General features: G+C 61.0%; 24 protein-coding genes. 12 read left to right on the top strand and 12 right to left on the bottom strand.

All coding sequences use genetic code 11. From position 1 onward, the window contains the following. Positions 1-56 precede the first annotated feature (56 nt). Genes nirJ through nirS form a run of 9 tightly spaced genes read right to left on the bottom strand, consistent with a single transcriptional unit; the run spans position 57 to position 6,696 of the window. A complete protein-coding gene (gene nirJ / locus BLU63_RS27820; RefSeq protein WP_083376780.1) occupies positions 57-1,235 on the bottom strand; it encodes a heme d1 biosynthesis radical SAM protein NirJ in 1,179 nt (392 codons plus the stop codon). Positions 1,236-1,261: 26 nt separating this feature from the next. After that, the gene (gene ahbB / locus BLU63_RS27815) at positions 1,262-1,765 is read right to left on the bottom strand and encodes a siroheme decarboxylase subunit beta (protein ID WP_077748422.1); all 504 of its coding nucleotides are present in this window, start codon (positions 1,763-1,765) and stop codon (positions 1,262-1,264) included. Continuing rightward, on the bottom strand, positions 1,740-2,183 hold the full coding sequence (locus BLU63_RS27810; protein ID WP_010460162.1) for an Lrp/AsnC family transcriptional regulator: 444 nt from the start codon (positions 2,181-2,183) through the stop codon (positions 1,740-1,742). Before BLU63_RS27810 ends, ahbB (BLU63_RS27815) begins: the two co-directional genes overlap by 26 nt. Next, positions 2,176-2,691, bottom strand: a complete 516-nt coding sequence (ahbB, locus tag BLU63_RS27805; protein WP_083376779.1) for a siroheme decarboxylase subunit beta — start codon at positions 2,689-2,691, stop codon at positions 2,176-2,178. The genes BLU63_RS27810 and ahbB (BLU63_RS27805) overlap by 8 nt, the downstream gene beginning before the upstream one ends. Next, entirely contained in the window at positions 2,688-3,146 is a 459-nt protein-coding gene (locus BLU63_RS27800; RefSeq protein WP_077748424.1) for an Lrp/AsnC family transcriptional regulator, read from the bottom strand. The genes ahbB (BLU63_RS27805) and BLU63_RS27800 overlap by 4 nt, the downstream gene beginning before the upstream one ends. 1 nt (position 3,147) lies before the next feature. Then, the gene (locus tag BLU63_RS27795) at positions 3,148-4,326 is read right to left on the bottom strand and encodes a cytochrome D1 domain-containing protein (protein ID WP_083376778.1); all 1,179 of its coding nucleotides are present in this window, start codon (positions 4,324-4,326) and stop codon (positions 3,148-3,150) included. Continuing rightward, positions 4,323-4,646 carry a c-type cytochrome gene (locus tag BLU63_RS27790; protein ID WP_017338897.1) on the bottom strand — a complete coding sequence of 108 codons (324 nt, stop codon included), beginning with the start codon at positions 4,644-4,646 and terminating at the stop codon, positions 4,323-4,325. The genes BLU63_RS27795 and BLU63_RS27790 overlap by 4 nt, the downstream gene beginning before the upstream one ends. Positions 4,647-4,665: 19 nt before the next feature. Next, positions 4,666-4,980, bottom strand: a complete 315-nt coding sequence (locus tag BLU63_RS27785) for a c-type cytochrome (protein ID WP_042932083.1) — start codon at positions 4,978-4,980, stop codon at positions 4,666-4,668. Positions 4,981-5,004: 24 nt separating this feature from the next. Continuing rightward, complete coding sequence (gene nirS / locus BLU63_RS27780) at positions 5,005-6,696, bottom strand: nitrite reductase (RefSeq protein WP_077748426.1); 1,692 nt, start codon at positions 6,694-6,696, stop codon at positions 5,005-5,007. 199 nt (positions 6,697-6,895) lie between these two features. Here nirS and BLU63_RS27775 point away from each other — a divergent pair, with 199 nt between their 5' ends. The 6 genes from BLU63_RS27775 to BLU63_RS27750 all read left to right on the top strand — a co-directional run bounded on the left by BLU63_RS27775 (position 6,896) and on the right by BLU63_RS27750 (position 12,560). After that, entirely contained in the window at positions 6,896-7,687 is a 792-nt protein-coding gene (locus tag BLU63_RS27775; protein ID WP_083376777.1) for a CbbQ/NirQ/NorQ/GpvN family protein, read from the top strand. Continuing rightward, positions 7,671-8,258, top strand: a complete 588-nt coding sequence (locus BLU63_RS27770; protein ID WP_083376776.1) for a cytochrome c oxidase subunit 3 — start codon at positions 7,671-7,673, stop codon at positions 8,256-8,258. The genes BLU63_RS27775 and BLU63_RS27770 overlap by 17 nt, the downstream gene beginning before the upstream one ends. A gap of 10 nt (positions 8,259-8,268) precedes the next feature. Beyond that, entirely contained in the window at positions 8,269-8,526 is a 258-nt protein-coding gene (locus BLU63_RS27765) for a cytochrome C oxidase subunit IV family protein (protein WP_083376775.1), read from the top strand. Between the two features lie 242 nt (positions 8,527-8,768). Further along, a complete protein-coding gene (locus BLU63_RS27760; RefSeq protein WP_083376774.1) occupies positions 8,769-9,209 on the top strand; it encodes a c-type cytochrome in 441 nt (146 codons plus the stop codon). Positions 9,210-9,212: 3 nt separating this feature from the next. After that, complete coding sequence (locus BLU63_RS27755; protein ID WP_083376773.1) at positions 9,213-10,640, top strand: cbb3-type cytochrome c oxidase subunit I; 1,428 nt, start codon at positions 9,213-9,215, stop codon at positions 10,638-10,640. Positions 10,641-10,718: 78 nt separating this feature from the next. After that, on the top strand, positions 10,719-12,560 hold the full coding sequence (locus BLU63_RS27750) for a nitric oxide reductase activation protein NorD (protein ID WP_083377307.1): 1,842 nt from the start codon (positions 10,719-10,721) through the stop codon (positions 12,558-12,560). Positions 12,561-12,575: 15 nt separating this feature from the next. Here the strand turns inward: BLU63_RS27750 and BLU63_RS27745 are convergent, their stop codons facing one another. Both BLU63_RS27745 and BLU63_RS27740 read right to left on the bottom strand, forming a co-directional pair. Then, the gene (locus BLU63_RS27745; protein ID WP_010460191.1) at positions 12,576-12,776 is read right to left on the bottom strand and encodes a hypothetical protein; all 201 of its coding nucleotides are present in this window, start codon (positions 12,774-12,776) and stop codon (positions 12,576-12,578) included. After that, on the bottom strand, positions 12,773-13,456 hold the full coding sequence (locus BLU63_RS27740; RefSeq protein ID WP_010460193.1) for a Crp/Fnr family transcriptional regulator: 684 nt from the start codon (positions 13,454-13,456) through the stop codon (positions 12,773-12,775). The genes BLU63_RS27745 and BLU63_RS27740 overlap by 4 nt, the downstream gene beginning before the upstream one ends. Before the next feature lie 484 nt (positions 13,457-13,940). Here BLU63_RS27740 and BLU63_RS27735 point away from each other — a divergent pair, with 484 nt between their 5' ends. Next, positions 13,941-15,131 (top strand): NnrS family protein, encoded by a 1,191-nt coding sequence (locus tag BLU63_RS27735; RefSeq protein WP_083376772.1) that lies wholly within the window; start codon positions 13,941-13,943, stop codon positions 15,129-15,131. Positions 15,132-15,159: 28 nt separating this feature from the next. Further along, on the top strand, positions 15,160-15,597 hold the full coding sequence (locus tag BLU63_RS27730) for a CopD family copper resistance protein (protein ID WP_010460197.1): 438 nt from the start codon (positions 15,160-15,162) through the stop codon (positions 15,595-15,597). A gap of 136 nt (positions 15,598-15,733) precedes the next feature. Here the strand turns inward: BLU63_RS27730 and ytfE are convergent, their stop codons facing one another. Next, the gene (ytfE, locus tag BLU63_RS27725) at positions 15,734-16,408 is read right to left on the bottom strand and encodes an iron-sulfur cluster repair protein YtfE (protein WP_017338886.1); all 675 of its coding nucleotides are present in this window, start codon (positions 16,406-16,408) and stop codon (positions 15,734-15,736) included. Between the two features lie 155 nt (positions 16,409-16,563). Between ytfE and norR the strand changes: the two genes are divergently transcribed. The 4 genes from norR to BLU63_RS27705 all read left to right on the top strand — a co-directional run bounded on the left by norR (position 16,564) and on the right by BLU63_RS27705 (position 20,860). After that, complete coding sequence (gene norR, locus BLU63_RS27720) at positions 16,564-18,093, top strand: nitric oxide reductase transcriptional regulator NorR (protein WP_010460201.1); 1,530 nt, start codon at positions 16,564-16,566, stop codon at positions 18,091-18,093. Between the two features lie 88 nt (positions 18,094-18,181). Beyond that, positions 18,182-18,829: a pyridoxamine 5'-phosphate oxidase gene (pdxH, locus tag BLU63_RS27715; RefSeq protein WP_083376771.1), complete on the top strand. Its 648-nt coding sequence runs from the start codon at positions 18,182-18,184 to the stop codon at positions 18,827-18,829. A 244-nt stretch (positions 18,830-19,073) separates the two neighbouring features. Then, entirely contained in the window at positions 19,074-19,628 is a 555-nt protein-coding gene (moaB, locus tag BLU63_RS27710; protein WP_010460206.1) for a molybdenum cofactor biosynthesis protein B, read from the top strand. Next, entirely contained in the window at positions 19,625-20,860 is a 1,236-nt protein-coding gene (locus tag BLU63_RS27705) for a molybdopterin molybdotransferase MoeA (RefSeq protein ID WP_010460208.1), read from the top strand. The genes moaB and BLU63_RS27705 overlap by 4 nt, the downstream gene beginning before the upstream one ends. Positions 20,861-20,894 lie beyond the last annotated feature (34 nt).

Genomic DNA, 20,894 nt, shown 5'->3' with positions numbered 1-20,894 from the left:
GCTTCATCAGGTTGGCCGGCCCCAGCCTTTGTCAGGTGGTTGGCCGGACGGGCTATTCAGTGGGTGATGCAAGGGATGTTCGTTGACGGCGTAACACCGATTTCGTCATCGCTGAGGTGGCAGCCGGGGTCCTGGCCCCACAGATCTCCCTCGGCCCAGGCACGCGTGCGGGTGTTGCCGTTGCAGATGGGCAACCAGCGGCATTGCGCGCAACGACCACCGACAGCGCGGGGATGCTCACGCAGGCGCAACAGCAGGGCATCCGGCTGATCCAGCCACAACGTGCGGAACGGCGTGCGGCGGACATTGCCCACCGAGTGCTGCCACCAGTAGGTGTCCGGGTGCACTTCGCCGGTGTTGTCGATATTGGCAATGCCGCAGCCGGAGGCGTTGCCACCCCAGGCGCGGAGCATGTTTTCCAGGCGTGGGTAATGCTCGGGAATACGCAGGGCTGCCCATTGCAGCAGCAGAATGGCATCGGCATCGTTGTTACCGCTGACAAAATCGCTGTCGCGCCCCTGTTGGATGTCTTCCCAGGCTCGCTCAAAGATCAACGTCATGGCCTCGCGGCTCATCTGCTGGTGCGCGTCGAGTTTGCGACTGCGTTTACCGCGACCGCTGTAGTTGAGGTGCGACAGATAAAACTTCTGCACGTCGAACTCGCGCATCAGCGCCAGTAATTGGGGTAACTGCGGATGGTTTTCCTGGGTCAGGGTAGTGCGCAGCCCGACGCGAATGCCTTGTTCGCGACAGAGCCGGATCGCCTGCATGGAGCGGGCGAAGCTGCCCTTGAGTTGGCGGAAAGCGTCATGGGTGGCTTCCAGTCCATCGATGCTGATGCCGACGTAATCGAAATTCGCTGCGCTGATCTGCGCAATGTTCTGCTCATCGATCAGCGTGCCGTTGGTGGACAAGGCCACAAAGAAACCCTTGGTGCGGGCGTAGGCGCTGAGCACAAACAGATCCTCGCGCAACAGCGGTTCGCCACCGGAAAGAATCAATACCTTCACCCCGGCATCGTGCAAATCGTCGATCACGGTCAGCGCGGCGGCCGTATCCAGTTCGTCGCGAAAGACACTGTCGGCCGAGGTGGCGTAGCAATGTTTGCAGGTCAGGTTGCAGCGCCTGAGCAGGTTCCAGATCACCACCGGCGCCCGGTTACTGCCCGGTGGACTGGTTCTCGGTGCAGGCGCCTGGCCTGCCAGCGCACGCAAGTATTGGCTGATCCTCAACATGCAACTCTCCTTGAGTCAGGGCGTGTTCAGTGCGAAGCGACAGGTAATCGCAAGCCGGTTTTCTTCAGGATGCGGCTGCTCACCAGCATCTCGTCGGCAACACAGGCCTCGCCCAACAAATAGCGCAGGTGCTCGCGGTAGCTGTTGATCTCATCGCGGCTGCGGCCATGCACCATGGCGAACAGGTTGTAGCGCCATCCGGTTCGGCGCGGGCGGCGATAGCAGTGGCTGACGAAAGGCTGCGCGCCGATCAGCGCGCCGAGGCGCGTTATGTCGGTGTCGCGCACATCCCAGACCGTCATGCCGTTGTGGCGATAGCCCAGTCGGTAGTGATTGGGTACGGCGGCAATGCGCCGAATCGCGCCCTCGGCCTGCAAGCGCTTAAGTAGGTCCAGGGTGGATTCGATGCTTAATTCCAGTTGTTCGGCGAGCCACGCCCACGGGTCATCCAGCAACGGCAGACCGGCCTGGGTCAACGCAATCAGACGCTGGGCGAGGGTGTCTTCAGACCGGGAAATACAGACCGACATGGTAAGTCTCCTCCTTAGGCAGGTTGAGCAGGGGCAGGCCGGTCAGGGTTTCGATGCGCTGCAGCGTCTCGGCGATGCCTTCTTCGGTCGCGCAGCCAAGCACGAACCACATGTTCCAGGCGTGTTCGCGTCGGTAGTTGTGCGCCACTTCCGGCAGGCCATTGAGTTGTTCGGCGACGTCATCGAAACGTTCTTCCGGCACCGCCAACGCGGCGAGGGTGAAGGCGCCGCCCAGTCGTTCAATGTCGAACATCGGGCCGAAGCGTGTGAGCACGCCATCAGCGAGCAGGGTGTGCAATCGGTCGAGCAGTTCAGTGCTGCTGCTCTGCAGTTCGGCCGCCAATACCCGCCAGGGGTGGCGCACCAGCGGCAAGCCCAATTGCAAACGGTTGATCAGTCGGCGGTCGAGGTCATCCATGGGTCGGTACTCCGGTGCGCGAGGGCGCAAAACGGCCGCCGCACTGTTTGAAGACCTGGGTGCTGAACAGTAATTGATGGGGCAGGTCGCTCAGTAGATGCTCCTCCAACAACGCCTGGATCTGCGCCTCAACCTGCTCACGTTGACGCCCGTGCACCATGCAAAACAGGTTGTACCGCCACTGCGGCAGGCGCCGGGGCCGCTGATAGCAGAGGTTGATGCCGGGCGCTCGCCCCAGGCGCTGGCCGACTTCGTCAATCAGCGCATCGGGAACATCCAGCACCAGCATGGCGTTGGCGGTAAAGCCCAGCGCTCGATGGTGCAGCACCAGGCCGATACGGCGAAACAGCCCTTGCTCGCTCCATTGGCGCATCTGTTCGAGTACCTGGTTTTCGTCAGCGTTGAGCCGTTCGGCGAGAGCCTGATACGGGCGCGACACCAGCGGCAACCCGCCTTCGAGGTGCCGGCGCAGCGCCAATGCTTGTTTGGGGTTCAATCCTGGTGTCATGAGTTTTCTCCCAGGGCAAAGCCCAGGTCGATGCGGTAGGCGGTCAACATCGGCAGGTCCAGCGGCATGAGGCCGGTGTCGTCCTCCAGTTCCTTGAGCACGCGGTCGATGTGTTGGCGATCAGGGCCGGTCAGCACAAACCACAGGTTGTAGAAATGCTCCCGTGCGTAGTTGTGATTGACCTCCGGGTACTGACTGACGCGCTCGGCCACCTGTTGCAGGCGGTCGGCGGGCACGGCGAGGGCGGCGAGGGTGCTGGCCCCGGCGCGGCTGTGTTCGAACACCGGGCCGATGCGTGAAAGGGTGCCGGCCTGATCCATTTCTTCCAGGCAGGCCATCACCTGGGATTCGCGGCAACCGAGAATCCTGGCCATCTCCTTGTACGGTGACGGACACAGCGGCATGCCGTGCTGAAAGCGGTCGATGAGTTGGCGGCTGAGTCGTTCAAGGTCCATTTCAATACCCCATTTTCTGCGCGCGACTGCTGAAGAAGATGCCGCTCGGTGCTCTGGCGGGCAGGGTGCTCAGCAGCTTCAGGCGGTACGGATCCCAGACCTGGACCTGATCACCGTCGCGTAATGACAGCCACAATTGGTCGCCGCGTGCGGTGAATTCCATGTGCAGCACCGCTGGCCCGGGGCGCAGATCGGCGACCACGGCGTGGGTTTCGGTGTCGATGACCTGAACCTGATCGTTGTCCGGGTAGGCGAAATTGACCCACAGCTGCCGACCGTCCGGGCGCGATGTGACGAACACCGGTTGGCCGGCCACCGGAATCACGGCGGTCTGCTGCCAGGTGCGTGAATCCATCACCAACACTTGATGCCGGCCGACGGCGGGCACGAAGGCCTGGTTATCGGCGACGGCCCAGCCTTCCAGGTGCGGCATCTTGTAGACCGGGAGTTTCGCCTGACCGCGTCCGTAATCGCCGAGTACTCGCTGCACGCCGCGTTCTGGATGCCAGAGGTCGAGTTGCGCCATGCCGTCTTCACCGAACAGGCCGGCCATGTAATAGCGTCCGTCCGGGGTGATCAAGGCATCGTAGGGTTGCTCACCAATGCCGGTGAAACGGCTGATTTGTGGTGTGCTGCCCTGACTGAAATCGGCGGTCCAGATCTCGCCGGTATCGAACAGGCTGAAGACAAAACGTTGCCCCGGCGCGTCGACCAGGCCGACCACCCGGGAGCGCTTGCTGCCATCGGCCAGGGGCGTGGCCGGAATATCGGCCACCAGTTGCAGGGTGTCGGCATCAAAGACCTTGACCCCGCCGGGCACGTAGTTGGACACGGCGATCAGCTTGCCGTCCTGACTGATGGCGCCACCAATGCTGTTGCCGCCCTGGATGACGCGATGGTCGATACGCCAGGTCAGCAAGTCGATTTTGCTCAACCCGCCGTCGCGCCCGAACACATAGGCGTAGCGCTGGTCACGGGAGAACACTACCGAGGCATGGGACAGGTCGCCAAAACCCTCGAGTCGGGCCAGCGCGGTGTGGGTGTCGCTTTCGATGATTTGTACGCTGGCGGTGGCGCGCTCCACGACCAGGCCCAAGTCGCCGGTGCCACGCACTGGTGGCTGAACGCAAGCGGACAACAACAGCCCGGTCGCCGCTGACAGCAGAATTGAACGGATCATGGTGCGGGATATCCCTGGAGAAGTAGATCGACCAGCCAACGGATGTCGCCGGGGCTGAGCAACGGGGCCCAACCGGGCATCGCGGTGCCGGGCCGGCCTTGGGTGACGGTGGCAATCAGGCTGTCCCTGGATTTGCCGGCCAGCGCTGCGCGCGTCAGTTCGGGGCCTAGCCCGCCAGTCAGGTGCAGCCCATGGCAGGCACCGCAGTCCTGGGTCAGCAGGTGTTCGAGTTGCGCCTGACGCTGGGCGTCCGGCGCCGCAACCGCGGTTGCGCAAATGAGGAGGAGGGCCGCCAGAATCACAGCGTGTCGATACACCATCAAGACGCCCTCCTGGCGGTTATTTGAGTGTCAGTACCCAAGTCGCGAGCGTTTTCGCTTCTTCTTCAGTCACCGGGTTGGCCGGCATGGGCATCGGCCCCCAGTTGCCTTGTGTACCGTTCTTGATGTGGCTCGCGAGGGTGTCCACGGCTCCGGGTACGCCAGCGTTCTTGGCCGCTACATCCTTGAGCGCAGGGCCGACAATCTTGGTGTCGATGGAATGACAGGCTGCGCAGGGTTTGCTCTTGAACAGCTCCAGCGCGTCTTGGGCCATGGCCGGTTGCACACTCAGCGCAGCGGTCAGGGCGAACAGTGAAAACAGAGTATTTTTCATGGTGTTTCCTTGCATTGATGGAGCTCAATAGATGTCGTGTTGGGTGTTGTAGACGTTGAACTTTCCGGTGGGTGTGATCAGTCGCTTGTCCTTGATGACTGACTTGAGCTTCAGTGTTTTGTCGTCGATCACCACCAGCGCCGACTCGTCTGCCTGGCCACTCCACACGGAGAACCAGACTTCATCGCCGGCCTTGTTGTATTCCGGTTGCACGACGCGCATGGCGCCTTGCTTGATGCCCGCGTATTCAGCGATGGGCAGCACGGTGTAGCCGGCGTCGAGTTTGTCGAGGTTGAACACCGCCACTGACTGGCTGAGTTTTGTATCCGGGTTGAGGGTGGTATCGACGTACAGATGACGGGAGTTGGGATGGGTTTTGATGAACAGCGATCCACCGCCCTGACCCTTGAGCGAGGCGACCTGCTTCCAGGCGTATTGCGGGTGTTTGGTCGGGTCGGTGCCGATCAGCGAGATGCCGTCATCACCCAGATGGCTGGTGGCCCAGACCGGGCCATAGGTCGGGTGGTTGAAGTTGGCGCCGCGACCCGGGTGAGGGGTTTTGCCGACGTCCACCAGTGCGGTCAACTTGCGCTCCTTGGAGTCGATCACGGCGACCTTGTTGGAGTTGTTGGCGGCGGTCATGAAGTAGCGGTGCGTGCTGTCCCAACCGCCGTCATGCAGGAACGGCGCGGCATCGATGTAGGTGACAGTGAGGTTTTTGATGTCCTGGTAATTGACCAGCATGACCTTGCCGGTTTCCTTGACGTTGACGATGAACTCCGGCCATTCATGGGAGGCGATGATCGCTGCGACCCGAGGCTCGGGGTGATATTCCTGTTTGTCGACGGTCATGCCGCGGGTCGAAACGATCTGCTTCGGCTCCAGGGTTTCGCCATCCATGATGGTGAACTGCGGCGGCCAATAAGAACCGGCGATGGTGTATTTGTCTTCGTAGCCTTTGAACTTGGAGGTCTCGACCGAGCGCGCCTCGATGCCCACTTTGACTTCGGCGACCTTGGTCGGCTCCACCGGCCACAGGTCGATCATGTCGATCCGGGCGTCTCGACCGATCACCAGCAGGTAGCGGCCTGAGGCAGAGATCCGCGAGATGTGCACCGCGTAACCGGTCTCGATGAGTTTGACGATCTTCTTGCTGTCACCGTCGACCAGGGCGATCTTGCCGTCATCGCGCAACGTCACCGAAAACAGGTTCGGCAGGTTGAGTTTGCTCAGCTGCTTCTTCGGACGATCTTCGGGTTTGACCAACACTTTCCAGGTTTTCAGCGTCTCGGCCATGCCCCATTCCGGTGGCGTCGGCGGCGTGTGCTGAATGAACTTGGCCATGACCGTGATCTGATCCTTGGTCAGCGCATTGGACGTCCCCCAGTTCGGCATGCCCGCCGGTGACCCGTAGGTAATCAAGGCTTCCAGATATGGTTGCCCGCGGCTTTGGGTAATGTCCGGCGTCAGCGGTTTGCCCGTGGCTCCTTTGCGCAAAACGCCGTGGCAGCCTGCGCAGCGCTGGAAATAGATTTCCTTGGATGAGTCGAACTCGGCCTGGCTCATGTCGGGAGCGCCAGCAGTTTTAACCATGGGCAGGTTGGCCACCACTGCGGCGGGCTCTTCAGCGCTGGCGGCATGACCCACCACCAGGGCCAGTGACGAACACAATGCAGCGCGGGTCAGGGCAAACGTTTTTCTATTGCTGATCAGCATTCCATTTCTCCTCAGGCAAGACCTTTGCGATGTGCTGAAACGGCAGCACAGAACGCAGGTTCTTAGTGCCGTGCAAGGCTATGCCCGAGCAGGCCAATGTTCGCTTGACGACGATCAAGTTTGCCGGCCATCTCACTTGCCAGGTTGTCGCAGGGGCCCGTAGCGTGTTCCTTGAATCCGCTTTTGGAACAGGCAGCCCATGGACCGTAACCCGTCTTGCGAACCCTTCTATCAACCGCTCAACAATGAGGAGGCGCTGTTCGAGCAAGCCTGGCGACACGGCATGCCGGTGCTGATCAAAGGCCCGACGGGATGCGGCAAGACCCGCTTTGTCCAGCACATGGCCCATCGGCTGAAACTGCCGCTGTACACCGTGGCTTGCCATGACGATCTGAGCGCGGCCGACCTGATCGGACGCCACCTGATCGGTGCCCAGGGCACCTGGTGGCAGGACGGACCGCTGACCCGCGCGGTGCGTGAAGGCGGCATCTGTTACCTCGACGAAGTGGTCGAGGCGCGTCAGGACACCGTGGTGGTGTTGCATCCATTGGCCGATGATCGTCGTGAACTGTTCCTGGAACGCACCGGCGAAGTGCTGAAGGCGCCGCCGTCCTTCATGCTGGTGGTCTCCTACAACCCCGGTTACCAGAACCTGCTCAAAGGCATGAAACCCAGCACCCGCCAACGTTTCGTGGCGATGCGTTTCGGCTATCCACCGGTGGCCGACGAAGAACGTATCGTGGCCCGGGAAGCCCAGGTGGACACCGCGCTGGCGACGCAAGTGGTGCGGTTGGGCCAGGCGCTGCGCCGGCTCGATCAACATGATCTGGAAGAGGTCGCCTCAACGCGGCTGCTGATCTTTACCGCGCGCATGATCCGCTCCGGCATGAGCCCGCGTGAGGCCTGCATGGCCTGCCTGGCCGAGCCGCTGAGCGACGATCCGTTGACCGTTGCCGCGCTGATGGACGTGGTTGATGTCCACTTCGGCTGAGTCCGCGGGCGTCTTGCGCCGTCACTTGCCGGGCGATCTGGCGATGTGGTTTTTCATTCTGGCCGAGCTGTCGGTGTTCGCCATCCTGATCCTGGCGTTCGCCGTGACCCAAGCGCTCAAACCGCAGATGTTCAGTGAAAGCCGCCTGTTGCTGAACACCTCAACCGGGTTGGCGATGACCCTGAGCCTGCTCACTGCGGGGCTGTTCGCCGCGCTGGCGCAAGAGCAAGTCAGGCACTCGCGGCCGCGTCACGGTGCGGTCTTCCTGCTGATGGCGTTACTCGCCGCCAGTGTCTACGTGGTGCTGAAACTCACGGAATACCGGCACTTGCTCGCCTCGGGGCTGGGCATGGAGCACAACACCTTTTTCACCCTCTACTGGATCCTCACCGGTTTTCATTTTCTCCACGTACTGCTCGGCATGGTCATTCTCGGGTGGCTCGCGGAGCGCTGTCGCCGTGGCTTGTACGACGCCAGCAAGCGCAGCTGGTTTGAATCCGGCGTGCTCTATTGGCACATGGTCGATCTGATCTGGGTCATGCTGTTTCCGCTGGTCTACGTGCTGAGTTGACGAGGTTCTCATGTCTGTTTCCAGGGTATTGCTCGCCTGTTGGGCGGCGCTTGCCACGTTAAGTGTGTGCACGGTGGTGTTGGCCCACGTTGGCGCGACATCGCTGCTGTCGATGGCCATCTTGCTGGTGGCGGTGGGCAAGGCGTGGCTGATCACCGATGGCTTCATGGAGATGCGCCACGCGCCGCGACTGTGGCGCCGGTTGATGTTGAGCTGGGCGCTGGTGTTGGCGGCGGTTGTAGGCCTGACGCTGGAGGTGGTCCGCTGAAGGAATACAGCCCGTAAAACAGCCCAACTTTCAACGTGGGAGCGAGCCTGCTCGCGAAGGAGCCGTCACATTCAACATCCAAGTTGACTGACACTCTGCCTTCGCGAGCAGGCTCGCTCCCACATTCGATCTGCGTTGTCAGTAATACCCGACCAAAACCATCTGTCTTTCTTGATCGCCATCAAGCAGGTTTCAACCCTTCGCTTCCTATCATGGACGGGCCAAGCAAAGAGGAAGCGACCATGTCAGAGACCTTCACCAAAGGCATGGCCAGGAATATCTATTTCGGGGGAAGCATCTTCTTCTTCCTGATATTCCTGGCCTTGACCTATCACACGGAACAGACCTTTCCGGCCCGCAGCAATGAGGCGCAGCTCACTGAATCCGTGGTGCGCGGAAAGTTGGTCTGGGAGCAAAACAATTGCATCGGCTGCCACACGCTGCTGGGCGAGGGCGCCTACTTTGCGCCTGAGCTGGGCAACGTGTTCCAGCGGCGCGGTGGGGAAGAGGGCTTCAAACCCTTTCTGCATGCCTGGATGAAAATGCAGCCACTGGGTGTACCCGGCCGGCGCGCGATGCCGCAGTTCAAGTTGAGTGACCAGGAGGTGGATGACATCGCCGAGTTCCTCAAATGGAGCTCGAACATCAACACCAATGGCTGGCCGCCAAACAAGGAGGGCTAAGCGATGAGCATTGCTAATCCGCATCTGAAATTTGCCTCGCAAGCCGTGGCCAAACCTTACTTCGTGTTCGCCCTGATGCTGTTTCTCGGGCAGGTGCTGTTCGGGTTGATCATGGGCCTGCAATACGTGATAGGGGACTTTCTGTTCCCGATCATTCCCTTCAACGTGGCGCGGATGGTGCACACCAACCTGCTGATCGTCTGGCTGCTGTTCGGGTTCATGGGCGCTGCCTATTACCTGATTCCGGAAGAGGCCGACCGCGAACTGCACAGTCCGAAGCTGGCGATCATCCTGTTCTGGGTCTTCGCCGCCGCGGGTGTGCTGACGATTCTGGGCTATCTGCTGGTGCCGTATGCCGGCCTGGCCAGGCTGACCCACAACGAACTGCTGCCGACCATGGGCCGGGAGTTCCTGGAGCAACCGACCATCACCAAGATGGGCATTGTGGTGGTGTGCCTGGGCTTCCTCTACAACATCGGCATGACCCTGCTCAAAGGTCGCAAGACCACCGTCAGCATGGTGATGATGACCGGGTTGATCGGGCTCGCGGTGTTCTTCCTGTTCTCCTTCTATAACCCCGGCAACCTGGCCCGTGACAAGTTCTACTGGTGGTGGGTGGTGCATCTTTGGGTGGAAGGTGTGTGGGAACTGATCATGGGTTCGATGCTCGCGTTTGTCCTGATCAAGATCACCGGGGTAGACCGGGAAGTCGTGGAGAAATGGCTGTATGTGATCATCGCCATGGCGCTGATTACCGGGATCATCGGCACCGGTCACCACTTCTTCTGGATTGGTGCGCCTGAGGTCTGGTTGTGGGTCGGTTCAATCTTCTCGGCACTCGAACCTCTGCCGTTCCTGGCCATGGTGATCTTCGCCTTCAGCATGGTGAAGAACCGCCGCCGGCAACACCCGAACCGCGCCGCCACCCTGTGGGCCAAGGGAACCGTCGTCACAGCGTTCTTCGGTGCTGGCGTCTGGGGCTTTTTACACACCCTGGCACCGGTCAACTTCTACACCCACGGTTCGCAACTGACGGCGGCGCACGGCCACCTGGCTTTCTACGGTGCTTACGCGATGATCGTGATGACCTTGATCAGCTACGCCATGCCACGACTGCGCGGGTTGGGTGAAGCAGGCGATGAGCGCTCGCAGACCTTCGAAATCTGGGGCTTCTGGTTGATGACCCTGTCGATGGTGATGATCACGCTGTTCCTCACCGCAGCCGGTGTCGTTCAGGTCTACCTGCAACGCTGGCAGGTCGATGGTGTTGCGTTGCCCTTCATGGCCACGGTCGAACAACTGCAGGTGCTGTTCTGGGCCCGTTTTGGTGCCGGTCTTGGTTTCCTTGCGGGACTGCTCTGTTACCTGTTCAGCTTCAAGCAACGTGCCCGCGCAGCCTTGCGCGCCCCGGCGGCCGTGGTGCCTTCATGAGCTGCTGTCAAGGTTAGAAAAGGTCGGCCCGGCTGAGACAGCGGGCCGTTTTTTTGCTTTACAAAAAGGGCAATGATCATGGCCTTTACCGTCGAACTGGAAGAGTGGGTCGGCAGCGTCTGGCATCGCTTCATCACCCGGCGCGCCAGCCCGGACTTCCCCGAAGCACGCGTTGAACTGGCCAGCCAGCAACGTCCGCTGGCGCTGCTGTTTCGCGCCATGGGCGGTGCCAGTGGTATCGGTGTCGAAGCCGCCAGCGACCGCGATCTGCTGTTGCGGCGCAACGTGTTGCAGCAGATCGCCGGCACCTGCAAGCAAGTGCCCCTGGCGTGGTGCGATGCGAGCAACCTTCGTCTACCGTCGAGCCTCGCGGTGTTTCCCGAAGTCGCACTGAACGAAGAACTCTATCGTTGGCTCGCCTTGCTGGCGGCACAGGCCGGCCAGATGCGGCACTGGGGACGGGACAATCAACGCTGGACGCAACTGCTGTTAGGGCGTTATCCCGCGTTGCGTGCCCGGTACAAACGTCTGGTCGATGCTCACCTGCAATTGCGCCCGGATCCGGCCACATTGAGTCGTGGCGAAGCGGCCCTGGAACGGGCGTTATGCCAGGCGCTGCGCGAGCCCGGCAGTGTCGAACATTTTCCCCGCAGCGAACGGGCCGCGTGGCCGCTGCCGCTGTGGTTGTACCCGCCGCAAAACCTCGCGAGCCCTCAGGCTGCCGACCTGGGGGAGGAGTCCGAAGAATCGTTGACGACCCCACCCGGTGAGCAAAAGGGCGCAAGCAAACGCGCCAAGCGGATAGATGAAAGCACCCGCGACGGCGGGTTGTTAATCGTGCGTCTGGAGAACCTGTTCAGCTGGACCGAACACGTGGACCTGGATCGCTGGTCGGACGACAGCGAGGACCCGGACGCGGCCAAAGTCGCCGAGGACCTCGACGAGTTGAGCCTGTCGCGCACCCGTCTGCGCAAGGGCGGCGGCCTCAAGCTGCACCTGGATTTACCGCCGGCCGATGTCGACGATATTCCCCTGGGCGAGGGCATCAAGTTGCCGGAGTGGGACTATCGCAAACAGCAGATGCAAGTCGCCTTCGTCAATCTGCAAATGATGGTGCCCCGGGACTGCGAGGCGCAGCCACTGCCGCCACGGCTGAAAGCTTCGGCGCACCGTCTGCGGCACCAGTTCGAGCACCTGCGCAATGACCGCCAATGGTTACGCAAGCAACCCCAAGGGTTTGAACTGGATATGCAGGCCTGGCTGGATTTTCACGTTGAACGCGAGCATGGCCAGTGTGCGGAACGCGGTTTGTTCATGGAACAACGGCAGACACGCCGTGACCTGGCGTGCCTGTTGCTGGCCGATGTGTCGATGTCCACCGACGCGCACCTGAACGATGAGCATCGGGTGATTGATGTCATCCGCGACAGCTTGCTGCTGTTCGGTGAGACCCTGTCGGTGCTCGGTGACGATTTCGCCCTGTACGGGTTTTCCTCGTTGCGCCGTCATCAAGTGCGGATGCAGGAACTCAAGTCTTTCACCCAGCGTTATGACGACAACACCCGCGGTCGTATTCAAGGGCTCAAACCGGGTTATTACACGCGCATGGGCGCCGCCATCCGCCAGGCCACCCAACTGCTGGGCAAGAGCAAGCGCCGCAGCAAATTGTTGCTGCTGCTCACGGATGGCAAACCGAATGATCTGGACTTGTATGAGGGACGTTACGGTGTTGAAGACACCCGCGAAGCGGTGCTGGAGGCGCGGCGCAAGGGGTTGACGCCGTTTTGCATCACGATTGATCGCGAGGCCGGGGATTACCTGCCTTACATGTTCGGCGCCAATGGCTACACCTTGATCCGTCAGCCCGAGCAATTACCCCTGCGATTGCCGCAGCTGTACCGCCAGTTGACCCAACCTTGAGGGGGGTACGCAGCATCAACTGATGCCGCGTGGCAGCCAGAAAAACATCGTCACGCAGAAGATCGTCAGGCCAATGCAGAACCACGTGAATCGGCGCAACCGACGTTGCGCCGCGTGTGCGGCCAATACTGGCAAGGGCATGCCGCACTGGCGGCACTCGGTTTCTTGTGCGGGGTTGGCACGTTGGCAATACAAACAGACGGGCATGGCACTCACTCGAACTGTTCCAGGCGCAGACGATCGAGAATGGCGATCTGGCGGCCGTCCTGGGTGATGATGTTTTCATCGATCAGGCGACGGATAATCCGCGAAAAGGTTTCCGGCTGGATCGACAGGTGCCCGGCAATCAGTTGCTTGGCCATTGGCAATTCGAATTGGCTGCCAACGGTTTGCTGGCGCACCAGTTGCGTCAGCAGATAACGCACGACCCGGTGGGTGGCGTTTTTCAGTGACAGGGTTTCGATTTCGTTGACCCGTTGATGCAAGCGAACGCACAGCTTGCCGAGCAGCGCAAAGGTCAGTCGGCTGTTACTTTGCAGCAGGCGCATATAGGTGCTGTTGGATAACCGATAGAGCTGAGTGGGGCAGATCGCTTCGGCCGAGGCCACATAGTTCGGGGTGTCCATCAGCATCATCGCTTCGGCGAAGGTTTGCCGGTCACCAATGACCTCAAACACTTTCTCCTGCCCGTCGGGCGTCAGGCGATAGATTTTCACCGCGCCGGCAATCACGAAATAGAACGAGTCTGCCGGCTCGCCCTGACGGAACAACGGTTCGCCTTTGTCGATGCTCAGCAAATGGCTGGTACTCATCAACTCATCCAGCTGTTCTTCGTTCAACGGCTCGAACAAGTGATGACTGCGCAGAATCTGGTGATGGACGCGATGAAGCACCATAAGAATTCATCCTGAAGTTTGAAGAGGGGATGGCGATCAAGTCAAACGAGGCCCAGCGAGACACCGCTGGCCAACGCCAGCACCGAGGTCAGCACCACAAACCAGGCCAATGGCTGGATGACTTTTTTCATGACGACTCCTGGGGATCGAGAAGGATCAGGTTTTCCTTAATTTCTGAACCATTGAGCAAGACGCGGGCCATGCCTGGAGTCCTTTGTTTACTGGGGTTGCCAGATAGGAGGGTAAAAACGACCACGGGGTTTAGGGTTCAAGTAACCCTTTGATGGTCATTTCTACCCTGGCCCGGTCCCGCAGGGGCGCGGGTCCTCTCACCACAGCGGGCGAATGAATATCAGGGCACGGCCCTTGCACACTTGATCTGCGACAAAGGCAATTAATCGTCAATACCCGATGATTGCCCCCGGACTTGCCTCGACGCGTGTGGGTTGGCGTCAGGTCAGCAGCAAGGTAAAGGAGTAGCTTTATGCAAGTGCTTGACCGCCGTAAAGCGATGGCTATCGCGCCGCTGTTGCGTTTGGCCTTTCGGCCGTTTTTCCTCGCCGGCTGCCTGCTGGCGGTGCTGGTCATTCCGCTCTGGCTGTTCGCCTTCAGTGGTGAGCTTTCCGGCTGGCAGCCGGCGGGTGGCTGGCTGAGCTGGCATCGACACGAATTGCTGTTCGGATTCGGCTTGGCGATCATCGCCGGCTTTCTGCTGACGGCGGTGCAGACCTGGACCGGTCGCCCCGGCATCAGCGGGCAACCACTGGCCATGCTGGCGCTGCTGTGGTTGTTGGCGCGCGTGGCCTGGCTGGTCAATGCACCGTTGCCGGTGCTTGCGGTGCTGGAACTGGCGTTCCCGCTGGCGGTGGCTGCGCTCATGGGATTCACCTTGTGGAAGGTGCGGCAGAAACGTAACTACCCCATTGCGGTGGTGTTGCTGCTGTTAGCGGCGGCCGATGGGTTGTCCCTGTATGGTCTGGTCGAAGGTCATGAAGGCTGGCAGCGTCAAGGCGTGTTGACGGGTATGTGGCTGGTGGCGGCAATGATGGGTTTGATCGGTGGGCGCGTCATTCCGTTCTTCATCCAGCGCGGCCTCGGCAAGGTCGAGGGCGTAACCCCTTGGCCGTGGCTGGATTGGCTGCTGCTGATTGGCTCACCGCTGGTAGCGTTGCTCTATGCCGCGGGACCTGCGCTTGCCCCCGATTTCTGGGTGGGCCTGTTGTTCGCGGTGTTGGCCGCTGGGCATCTGGTGCGCCTGGTGCGCTGGCATGATCGCGCCCTCTGGCATGTGCCGTTGTTGTGGTCGTTGTACCTGGCTTATGCCTGGCTGGCGGTGGCCTGTCTCGGGATGGCGCTGTGGCATTTCGGTGTGCCGATCAATCCGAGTCTGGCGGTGCATTGCCTGACCATTGGCGCCATGGGCGGCCTGGTGCTGGCGATGATTGCACGGGTCAGCCTGGGGCATACCGGCCGCGCGCTGGAGCCGCCGTCGGGCATGACCCTGGCGTTCATTCTGCTCAACCTGGCCTGTCTGAGCCGGGTCGTGTTGATCCTGTTTTTCCCCTTGCCGGCGTTGTGGCTGGCCGGTCTGTGTTGGGTGCTGGCGTTTGCGCTATACGCCTGGCGCTATGGGCCGATGCTGTTGCAGTCCCGGGTGGACGGCCATCCGGGCTAAGCACGCTAACTGATGGAGGCTGCCGGTGATGTATCCCTTTTTACTGGTCACCCACTTGCTGGCGGCGATTGCCTTCATCGGCACGCTGTTTTTCGAGGTGGTGATCTGGCACAACGCCCGCCAGCAGGTGGCCGTTAGCGCGCAAACGAGCGCCGATCAAGCGATTGCAGTGCGTTCGCGCAAGGTGCTGCATGGCGTGGTGTTGCTGTTGTATGCCGCCGGTATCAGCCTGGCGTGGCAACACCGGGGTGTATTGAGTCAGCCGCTGGCGAGCAGTTTTGGTACGTTGCTGAGCCTGAAGATCATCCTGGCCCTGAGCATCATCGGCCATTACTTTCTGCTGGCGTACTGGCTGAAAAGTGCATGCCTGACCACGACCCGCGCCACTTGGATTCGCCGCAGCATCCTCGGGCACATGGTGTTGATCGTGATCCTGGCCAAGGCCATGTTCTATTGGCACGGTTGATCGCGCTGGAGAACCCGCAACCCTGTAACGGCGCCATTCGCGAGCAGGCTCGCTCCCACATTGGGATACCGTTCCCCTGTGAGAGCGAGCCTGCTCGCGAAAGCTGTGTCACTGGTTTTGTATGACCCGCAATCGATCAATGGCGAGGTTTAAGTGCGTTGACGAACAACACGTTGTTTTCCAGATGGATGTGTTGCATCAAGTCATCACGGAACTCCAGCAGCCCGCGATACAGGGCACGCCAGGTATTACAGGCATCGGCCGGCGGGGTGATGTTGTTGGTCAGCGCAAGCAGCCTTTCCAATGCTTCGCCATGTTGATCATGTTCAAAGCGCAGCACCTGGATCGGCGGTGCGGCCTGAGGGCCGATGCCTTGTTGCAGCATCGGGAAGAGCACTTGTTCTTCCTTGAGCATGTGGCCTTCAAGTTCTTGTTGCATGTCGGTCAAGAGATCGGCCAGGCCGTTGGGGCAACTGCTGCGGGCACCATGGACCTGCTCGACGCGGCGGGCCAGACGAATCAGTTCCGGCAGTTGTTCGCGATGGCGGGCGTGGTAGCGCGCCAGAAGATGGGCGATCAACAGCTCCGAGGGTTCGTTGCGCCAGTCGTGCTGGGTTTCGCCGGTGTCTTGCAGCCGGTGCAGCGCATCGGCAATCAGGGCCGGATCGAGGCCTTTGCCAGCGGCCGCTTCAAGCAGGCTTTTATGCCCGCCACAACAGAAGTCCAGTTTAAAGGTGTGGAAGATCCGCGTGGCGCCGGGAATGTCGCACGCCAGTTGGCCGAGGCTTTGTTCCAATAGAGTCAGGCTCATCAGGGGTTCCTTGTTTGGATTTCAACGGTTCCCCAGGCTCATTGCATCCGACATGCCATATTTAACGTATTGAAAAATATGGCTTAATTTTTAGTTGTGGTGATAGACACCCGGACACTTTAGGGTGAATCCAACCATAGAGGGTAATAACTACCATGCTGCGTGAAAGCCTGGCGGCCGACCTGATCGTCGAGTTGCCGAATGCTGTGCGGTTGCAACGTTTGGTCCAGACCCTGCGCGAGTACTTCAACAGTGGCGCCGTGGGATTGCTGCGTCTGGATGACGACAGCCTCAGGCCGGTCGCGACGGTGGGGCTGGTGCATGAAGCGTTGGGCCGCCGGTTTGTCATCGCTCAGCATCCGCGGCTGGCGGCGATCATGGCGTCGCGCGAACCCACCTGGTTCGAGCCCGACAGTCGGCTGCCGGATCCCTATGATGGCTTGCTCGACAATCACGCCGGCGAACCGATGCCAGTGCATGACTGCATGGGCGTGAGCCTGTATGTGGAAGGTCGGATCTGGGGGGCGATCACCCTCGATGCGCTGCATGCCGGGACCTTCGACAGCCGTGCGCGGGAAGAGCTCAAGCGCTGCACCTTGCAGATCGAAGCCGCCGTGCGAGTCACCCGACTGGAACAGGAAAACCGCAGCCTGCGCTTGTCCCGCAGCGATATTCAAGACGTACGCAGACCGGCGGACGAAGGCGAAATCCTCGGGCAAAGTGAAGTGCTGCACCAGTTGCTCAATGAACTGGATGTACTGGCCGATTCCGAGCTGCCGGTGTTGCTGCTGGGCGAGACCGGCGTCGGCAAAGAGCTGTTCGCCCGGCGCTTGCATCGTCTGTCGCGTCGCAGTCATAAGCCGCTGGTGCAGGTCAACTGCGCTGCTTTGCCGGAGTCTCTGGCGGAAAGTGAATTGTTCGGCCATGTCAAAGGCGCGTTTTCCGGCGCCACCAGTGACCGTGCCGGGCGTTTCGATGCGGCCAACGGCGGCACGCTGTTTCTCGATGAAGTCGGTGAATTGCCGTTGGCTGTGCAGGCGAAACTGCTGCGCACCCTGCAGAACGGCGAGATCCAGCGCCTCGGCGCCGACAAGCCGTTGCACGTCGATGTGCGCATCATCGCCGCGACTAACCGGCACCTGCCGGACAGCATCCGCGATGGTTTGTTTCGGGCGGATCTGTATCACCGGCTCTCGGTCTATCCGGTGCCGATTCCGCCGTTGCGCGAGCGGGGTAACGATGTGTTGATGCTGGCCGGGCACTTCCTTGAGCTGAATCGGGCGCGGCTTGGCTTGCGCGGTTTGCGTCTGTCGCCGGCCGCCGAGCGCGCGCTGCTGACTTACAACTGGCCGGGCAACGTGCGCGAGCTGGAACATGTGATCAGCCGAGCCGCGTTGAAGACGCTCAGCCGCGGCACGAGTCGTACCCTGATCATGACGCTGGAACCCGAGATTCTGGACCTCGACAGTGCCATGGGCGGGCAGGGCGTGGTCGTCGAAAGTCCTCTGGACGAAACGGCTGACGCGCCGTTCCAGCCCCTGGGGGAAGCGGTCGACGATTACCAGCGCAAGAAAATTCTCCAGGCCTTGAGCCTGTCCGGGGATAACTGGGCCAGCGCCGCGCGGATCCTGGAAATCGATCCCAGCAACCTGCACAAACTGGCGCGGCGGTTACGCCTCAAATAAGGCGGGGCATGCTCAGTGTTGATGGTGGTCAAGGTGCTGTTGCGCGAAGTCTCGCACGCTGGGCAGAACCTTTTCGGAGATCACCGTCATGCCCCTTTCTCTGGCACAGATGCGCCGCAACTACACCCTTTTTGGCCTGCAAGACGAAGCGGCGCTGGACGACCCGCTGGCCATGTTCCGACAGTGGATGCAACTGGCCCGCGACACCGAGCGCGCGCCTGTCGAAGCCAACAGCATGGTGTTGGCGACCGTCGACAGTGAAGGTCGCCCGCACTGTCGGGTCCTGCTGCTCAAGGGCTTTAGTGATGAAGGCTTCACGTTTTTCGGTCATTACCAGAGCGACAAGGGGCAGCAGTTGGCTGCTAATCAGTATGCTGCGATGACCTTTTTTTGGCCGGGGCTGGAGCGTCAGGTGCGGATCGAGGGTCAGGTGTCCAGGCTCGCCCCGACGCTGTCGGATGCGTACTTCGATTCCCGCTCACAGGACAGTCGCCTGGGCGCCTGGGCCTCACCGCAAAGCCGACCATTGGCCAATCGGGCCGAGCTTGAATCGCTGTTGACACAAACCACCCAACGGTTTGCCGGCCAGACCGTGCCGCGGCCCGAGCATTGGGGCGGCTACTGCTTGCAGCCGGATCGCCTGGAATTCTGGCAAGGCCGTGCCGACCGCTTGCATGACCGCCTCGATTACCGGTTGCGCGATGGCGTATGGCAACGGAACCGCCTGGCACCTTGAACCCGCAGAACACGCAGCGATGGAGAACAATGTGGGAGCGAGCCCTGCTCGCGATAGCAGTGGGTCAGTCGACATCAATGTTGCCTGACAAGCCGCTATCGCGAGCAGGCTCGCTCCCACAGGTATCGTGTGGCCTACACGTTCTTCATATGTCCCTGTAGAGGTACCTCCTTGGAGGAATAGGCTCATCGGGCATTCCAGTTCAGGCTTTGCCCCATACCCTCATTTACGGGAAGGCTTGGATATGGCCCATCTGGCGCAACGCACGTTTGAACCCCTGAACATTGCCGTACTGACCATCAGCGATACGCGCACCTTTGACACCGACACCTCGGGGCAGACCCTCACGGATTTGCTGCAAACGGCCGGGCATGTATTGATCGATCGTGGTCTGGTCAAGGACGACATTTATCAGATCCGCGCCAAGGTTTCCCACTGGATCGCCGACCCCAAGGTGCAGGTGGTATTGATGACCGGCGGCACCGGTTTCACCGCGCGCGACAATACACCACAAGCGGTCTTGCCGTTGCTGGACAAACACGTGGAAGGCTTCGGTGAACTGTTTCGTCAGGTGTCCCTTGCGGAAATCGGCATGTCCAGCCTGCAATCCCGGGCATTGGCGGGGATGAGCAATGGCGTGCTGGTGTGCTGCGTTCCGGGTTCGCCGGGCGCGTGTCGAACGGCCTGGAACCAGATCCTGCTCGAACAGCTGGACAGCCGCACCGGCCCATGCAATTTCGCCCCCCATTTGAAACCGCAAGGGCAACGGGTCGTCGACGCCTGCGAGACCCGCTCATGACCGGCCGGGTGTGTGACCTTGGTCACTTGATGCCGGTGGACGAGGCCATCAATCGTTTGCTGGACCAGGCACCGCCGCCGCCCCTGGCGCAAAAGATCGACCTGGATCAAGCCTTGGGTCGGGTGCTGGCGGCGGACATTCATTCCCCCGTCAACCTGCCGGCCTGGGACAACAGCGCCATGGACGGTTATGCCCTCAGGGCCGCTGACCTGCCACCGGAGGGTGGCTGGTTGTTGATTGGCGGACGAATCGCAGCGGGGGATTCGGCGTGCTCACCGTTGCTCGCGCAGCAAGCAGTGCAGATTTTTACCGGCGCTCCATTACCTGCAGGCGCCGACACCGTGGTGCCGCAAGAGCGTTGTCGGATCGAGGGCGAGCGCGTGTGGTTCCCGCCCGTCAGTACTGGCGATCACGTGCGCAAAGAAGGTGAGGAGGTTCGCCGCGGCGACCTGTTAATCCAGGCCGGCAAACGTCTGCGTGCGCAAGAAGTGGGGTTGCTGGCTGGCGCTGGCATCGGGCGGGTCGAGGTCTATCGACCGTTGCAGGTGTGCTTGCTCAGCAGTGGCAATGAGCTGCGTGAACCGGGTGATTCATTGGCGCCCGGGCAGATTTACAACAGCAATCGCTACTGCCTCGCCGCGTTGTTGAGCGGTTGGGGGGTCGAGGTGCATGACTATGGCGTCATGGCCGATGAGTTGGCCGCCAGCCGGCATGCCTTGAGCCTGGCGTCTTCGGAATGCGACCTGTTGTTGAGTTCGGGGGGCGTCTCGGTGGGTGAGGAAGATCACCTCAAACAAGCGATCGAGGAACTCGGCAGCCTGGATTTCTGGCGGCTGGCCATTCAGCCGGGCAAGCCGCTGGCCTTCGGCGAAGTCGCCGGCAAACCCTGGATCGGCATGCCGGGCAATCCTTCGGCGGCGCTGATTACCGCGTTGGTGGTGGTGCGCCCGTTCCTGCTCAGGGCTCAGGGCGTCAGCGATGTGTTGCCGGCGCCACTGGCCGTGCCCGCCGGGTTCGATTGGTTGCAGCGCAACAAACGTCGGCAGTACCTGCGGGCTCGGCTGACACCCGGTGCTGATGGTCAGTTGAGCGTGGAGCTGCACCCTCAGCAAAGCTCGGCGATGTTGACCGCCGCGTGCTGGGCCGATGGCCTGGCGGTGATCGAGTGCGAGCAGCAAGTGCTCAAGCACGACAACGTGATGTTCCTGTCCTTCGCCGACCTGATGCATTGATCGCAATTGATTGCCGTCAAGGCCGTGCCTGCCG

Origin of the sequence: Pseudomonas mandelii (assembly GCF_900106065.1) — a bacterium.
Classification (GTDB): domain Bacteria; phylum Pseudomonadota; class Gammaproteobacteria; order Pseudomonadales; family Pseudomonadaceae; genus Aquipseudomonas; species Aquipseudomonas mandelii.
The sequence above is the reverse complement of the archived record's forward strand: the minus strand, read 5'-3'. Positions and strand labels throughout refer to the sequence as shown.

What these genes read in the sequence shown, in the direction of transcription:
- BLU63_RS27800 (WP_077748424.1), bottom strand. Translation starts at nt 3,146, where the DNA reads ATGGACCTTGAACGACTCAGCCGCCAACTCATCGACCGCTTTCAGCAC.
- BLU63_RS27775 (WP_083376777.1), top strand. Translation starts at nt 6,896, where the DNA reads ATGGACCGTAACCCGTCTTGCGAACCCTTCTATCAACCGCTCAACAAT.
- moaB (WP_010460206.1), top strand. Translation starts at nt 19,074, where the DNA reads ATGGCCCATCTGGCGCAACGCACGTTTGAACCCCTGAACATTGCCGTA.
- ahbB (WP_083376779.1), bottom strand. Translation starts at nt 2,691, where the DNA reads ATGACACCAGGATTGAACCCCAAACAAGCATTGGCGCTGCGCCGGCAC.
- BLU63_RS27705 (WP_010460208.1), top strand. Translation starts at nt 19,625, where the DNA reads ATGACCGGCCGGGTGTGTGACCTTGGTCACTTGATGCCGGTGGACGAG.
- BLU63_RS27740 (WP_010460193.1), bottom strand. Translation starts at nt 13,456, where the DNA reads ATGGTGCTTCATCGCGTCCATCACCAGATTCTGCGCAGTCATCACTTG.
- BLU63_RS27760 (WP_083376774.1), top strand. Translation starts at nt 8,769, where the DNA reads ATGTCAGAGACCTTCACCAAAGGCATGGCCAGGAATATCTATTTCGGG.
- pdxH (WP_083376771.1), top strand. Translation starts at nt 18,182, where the DNA reads ATGCCCCTTTCTCTGGCACAGATGCGCCGCAACTACACCCTTTTTGGC.
- BLU63_RS27790 (WP_017338897.1), bottom strand. Translation starts at nt 4,646, where the DNA reads ATGGTGTATCGACACGCTGTGATTCTGGCGGCCCTCCTCCTCATTTGC.
- norR (WP_010460201.1), top strand. Translation starts at nt 16,564, where the DNA reads ATGCTGCGTGAAAGCCTGGCGGCCGACCTGATCGTCGAGTTGCCGAAT.
- ytfE (WP_017338886.1), bottom strand. Translation starts at nt 16,408, where the DNA reads ATGAGCCTGACTCTATTGGAACAAAGCCTCGGCCAACTGGCGTGCGAC.
- BLU63_RS27750 (WP_083377307.1), top strand. Translation starts at nt 10,719, where the DNA reads ATGGCCTTTACCGTCGAACTGGAAGAGTGGGTCGGCAGCGTCTGGCAT.
- BLU63_RS27795 (WP_083376778.1), bottom strand. Translation starts at nt 4,326, where the DNA reads ATGATCCGTTCAATTCTGCTGTCAGCGGCGACCGGGCTGTTGTTGTCC.
- nirJ (WP_083376780.1), bottom strand. Translation starts at nt 1,235, where the DNA reads ATGTTGAGGATCAGCCAATACTTGCGTGCGCTGGCAGGCCAGGCGCCT.
- BLU63_RS27765 (WP_083376775.1), top strand. Translation starts at nt 8,269, where the DNA reads ATGTCTGTTTCCAGGGTATTGCTCGCCTGTTGGGCGGCGCTTGCCACG.
- BLU63_RS27770 (WP_083376776.1), top strand. Translation starts at nt 7,671, where the DNA reads ATGTCCACTTCGGCTGAGTCCGCGGGCGTCTTGCGCCGTCACTTGCCG.
- ahbB (WP_077748422.1), bottom strand. Translation starts at nt 1,765, where the DNA reads ATGTCGGTCTGTATTTCCCGGTCTGAAGACACCCTCGCCCAGCGTCTG.
- BLU63_RS27735 (WP_083376772.1), top strand. Translation starts at nt 13,941, where the DNA reads ATGCAAGTGCTTGACCGCCGTAAAGCGATGGCTATCGCGCCGCTGTTG.
- BLU63_RS27810 (WP_010460162.1), bottom strand. Translation starts at nt 2,183, where the DNA reads ATGGATGACCTCGACCGCCGACTGATCAACCGTTTGCAATTGGGCTTG.
- BLU63_RS27755 (WP_083376773.1), top strand. Translation starts at nt 9,213, where the DNA reads ATGAGCATTGCTAATCCGCATCTGAAATTTGCCTCGCAAGCCGTGGCC.
- nirS (WP_077748426.1), bottom strand. Translation starts at nt 6,696, where the DNA reads ATGCTGATCAGCAATAGAAAAACGTTTGCCCTGACCCGCGCTGCATTG.
- BLU63_RS27785 (WP_042932083.1), bottom strand. Translation starts at nt 4,980, where the DNA reads ATGAAAAATACTCTGTTTTCACTGTTCGCCCTGACCGCTGCGCTGAGT.
- BLU63_RS27730 (WP_010460197.1), top strand. Translation starts at nt 15,160, where the DNA reads ATGTATCCCTTTTTACTGGTCACCCACTTGCTGGCGGCGATTGCCTTC.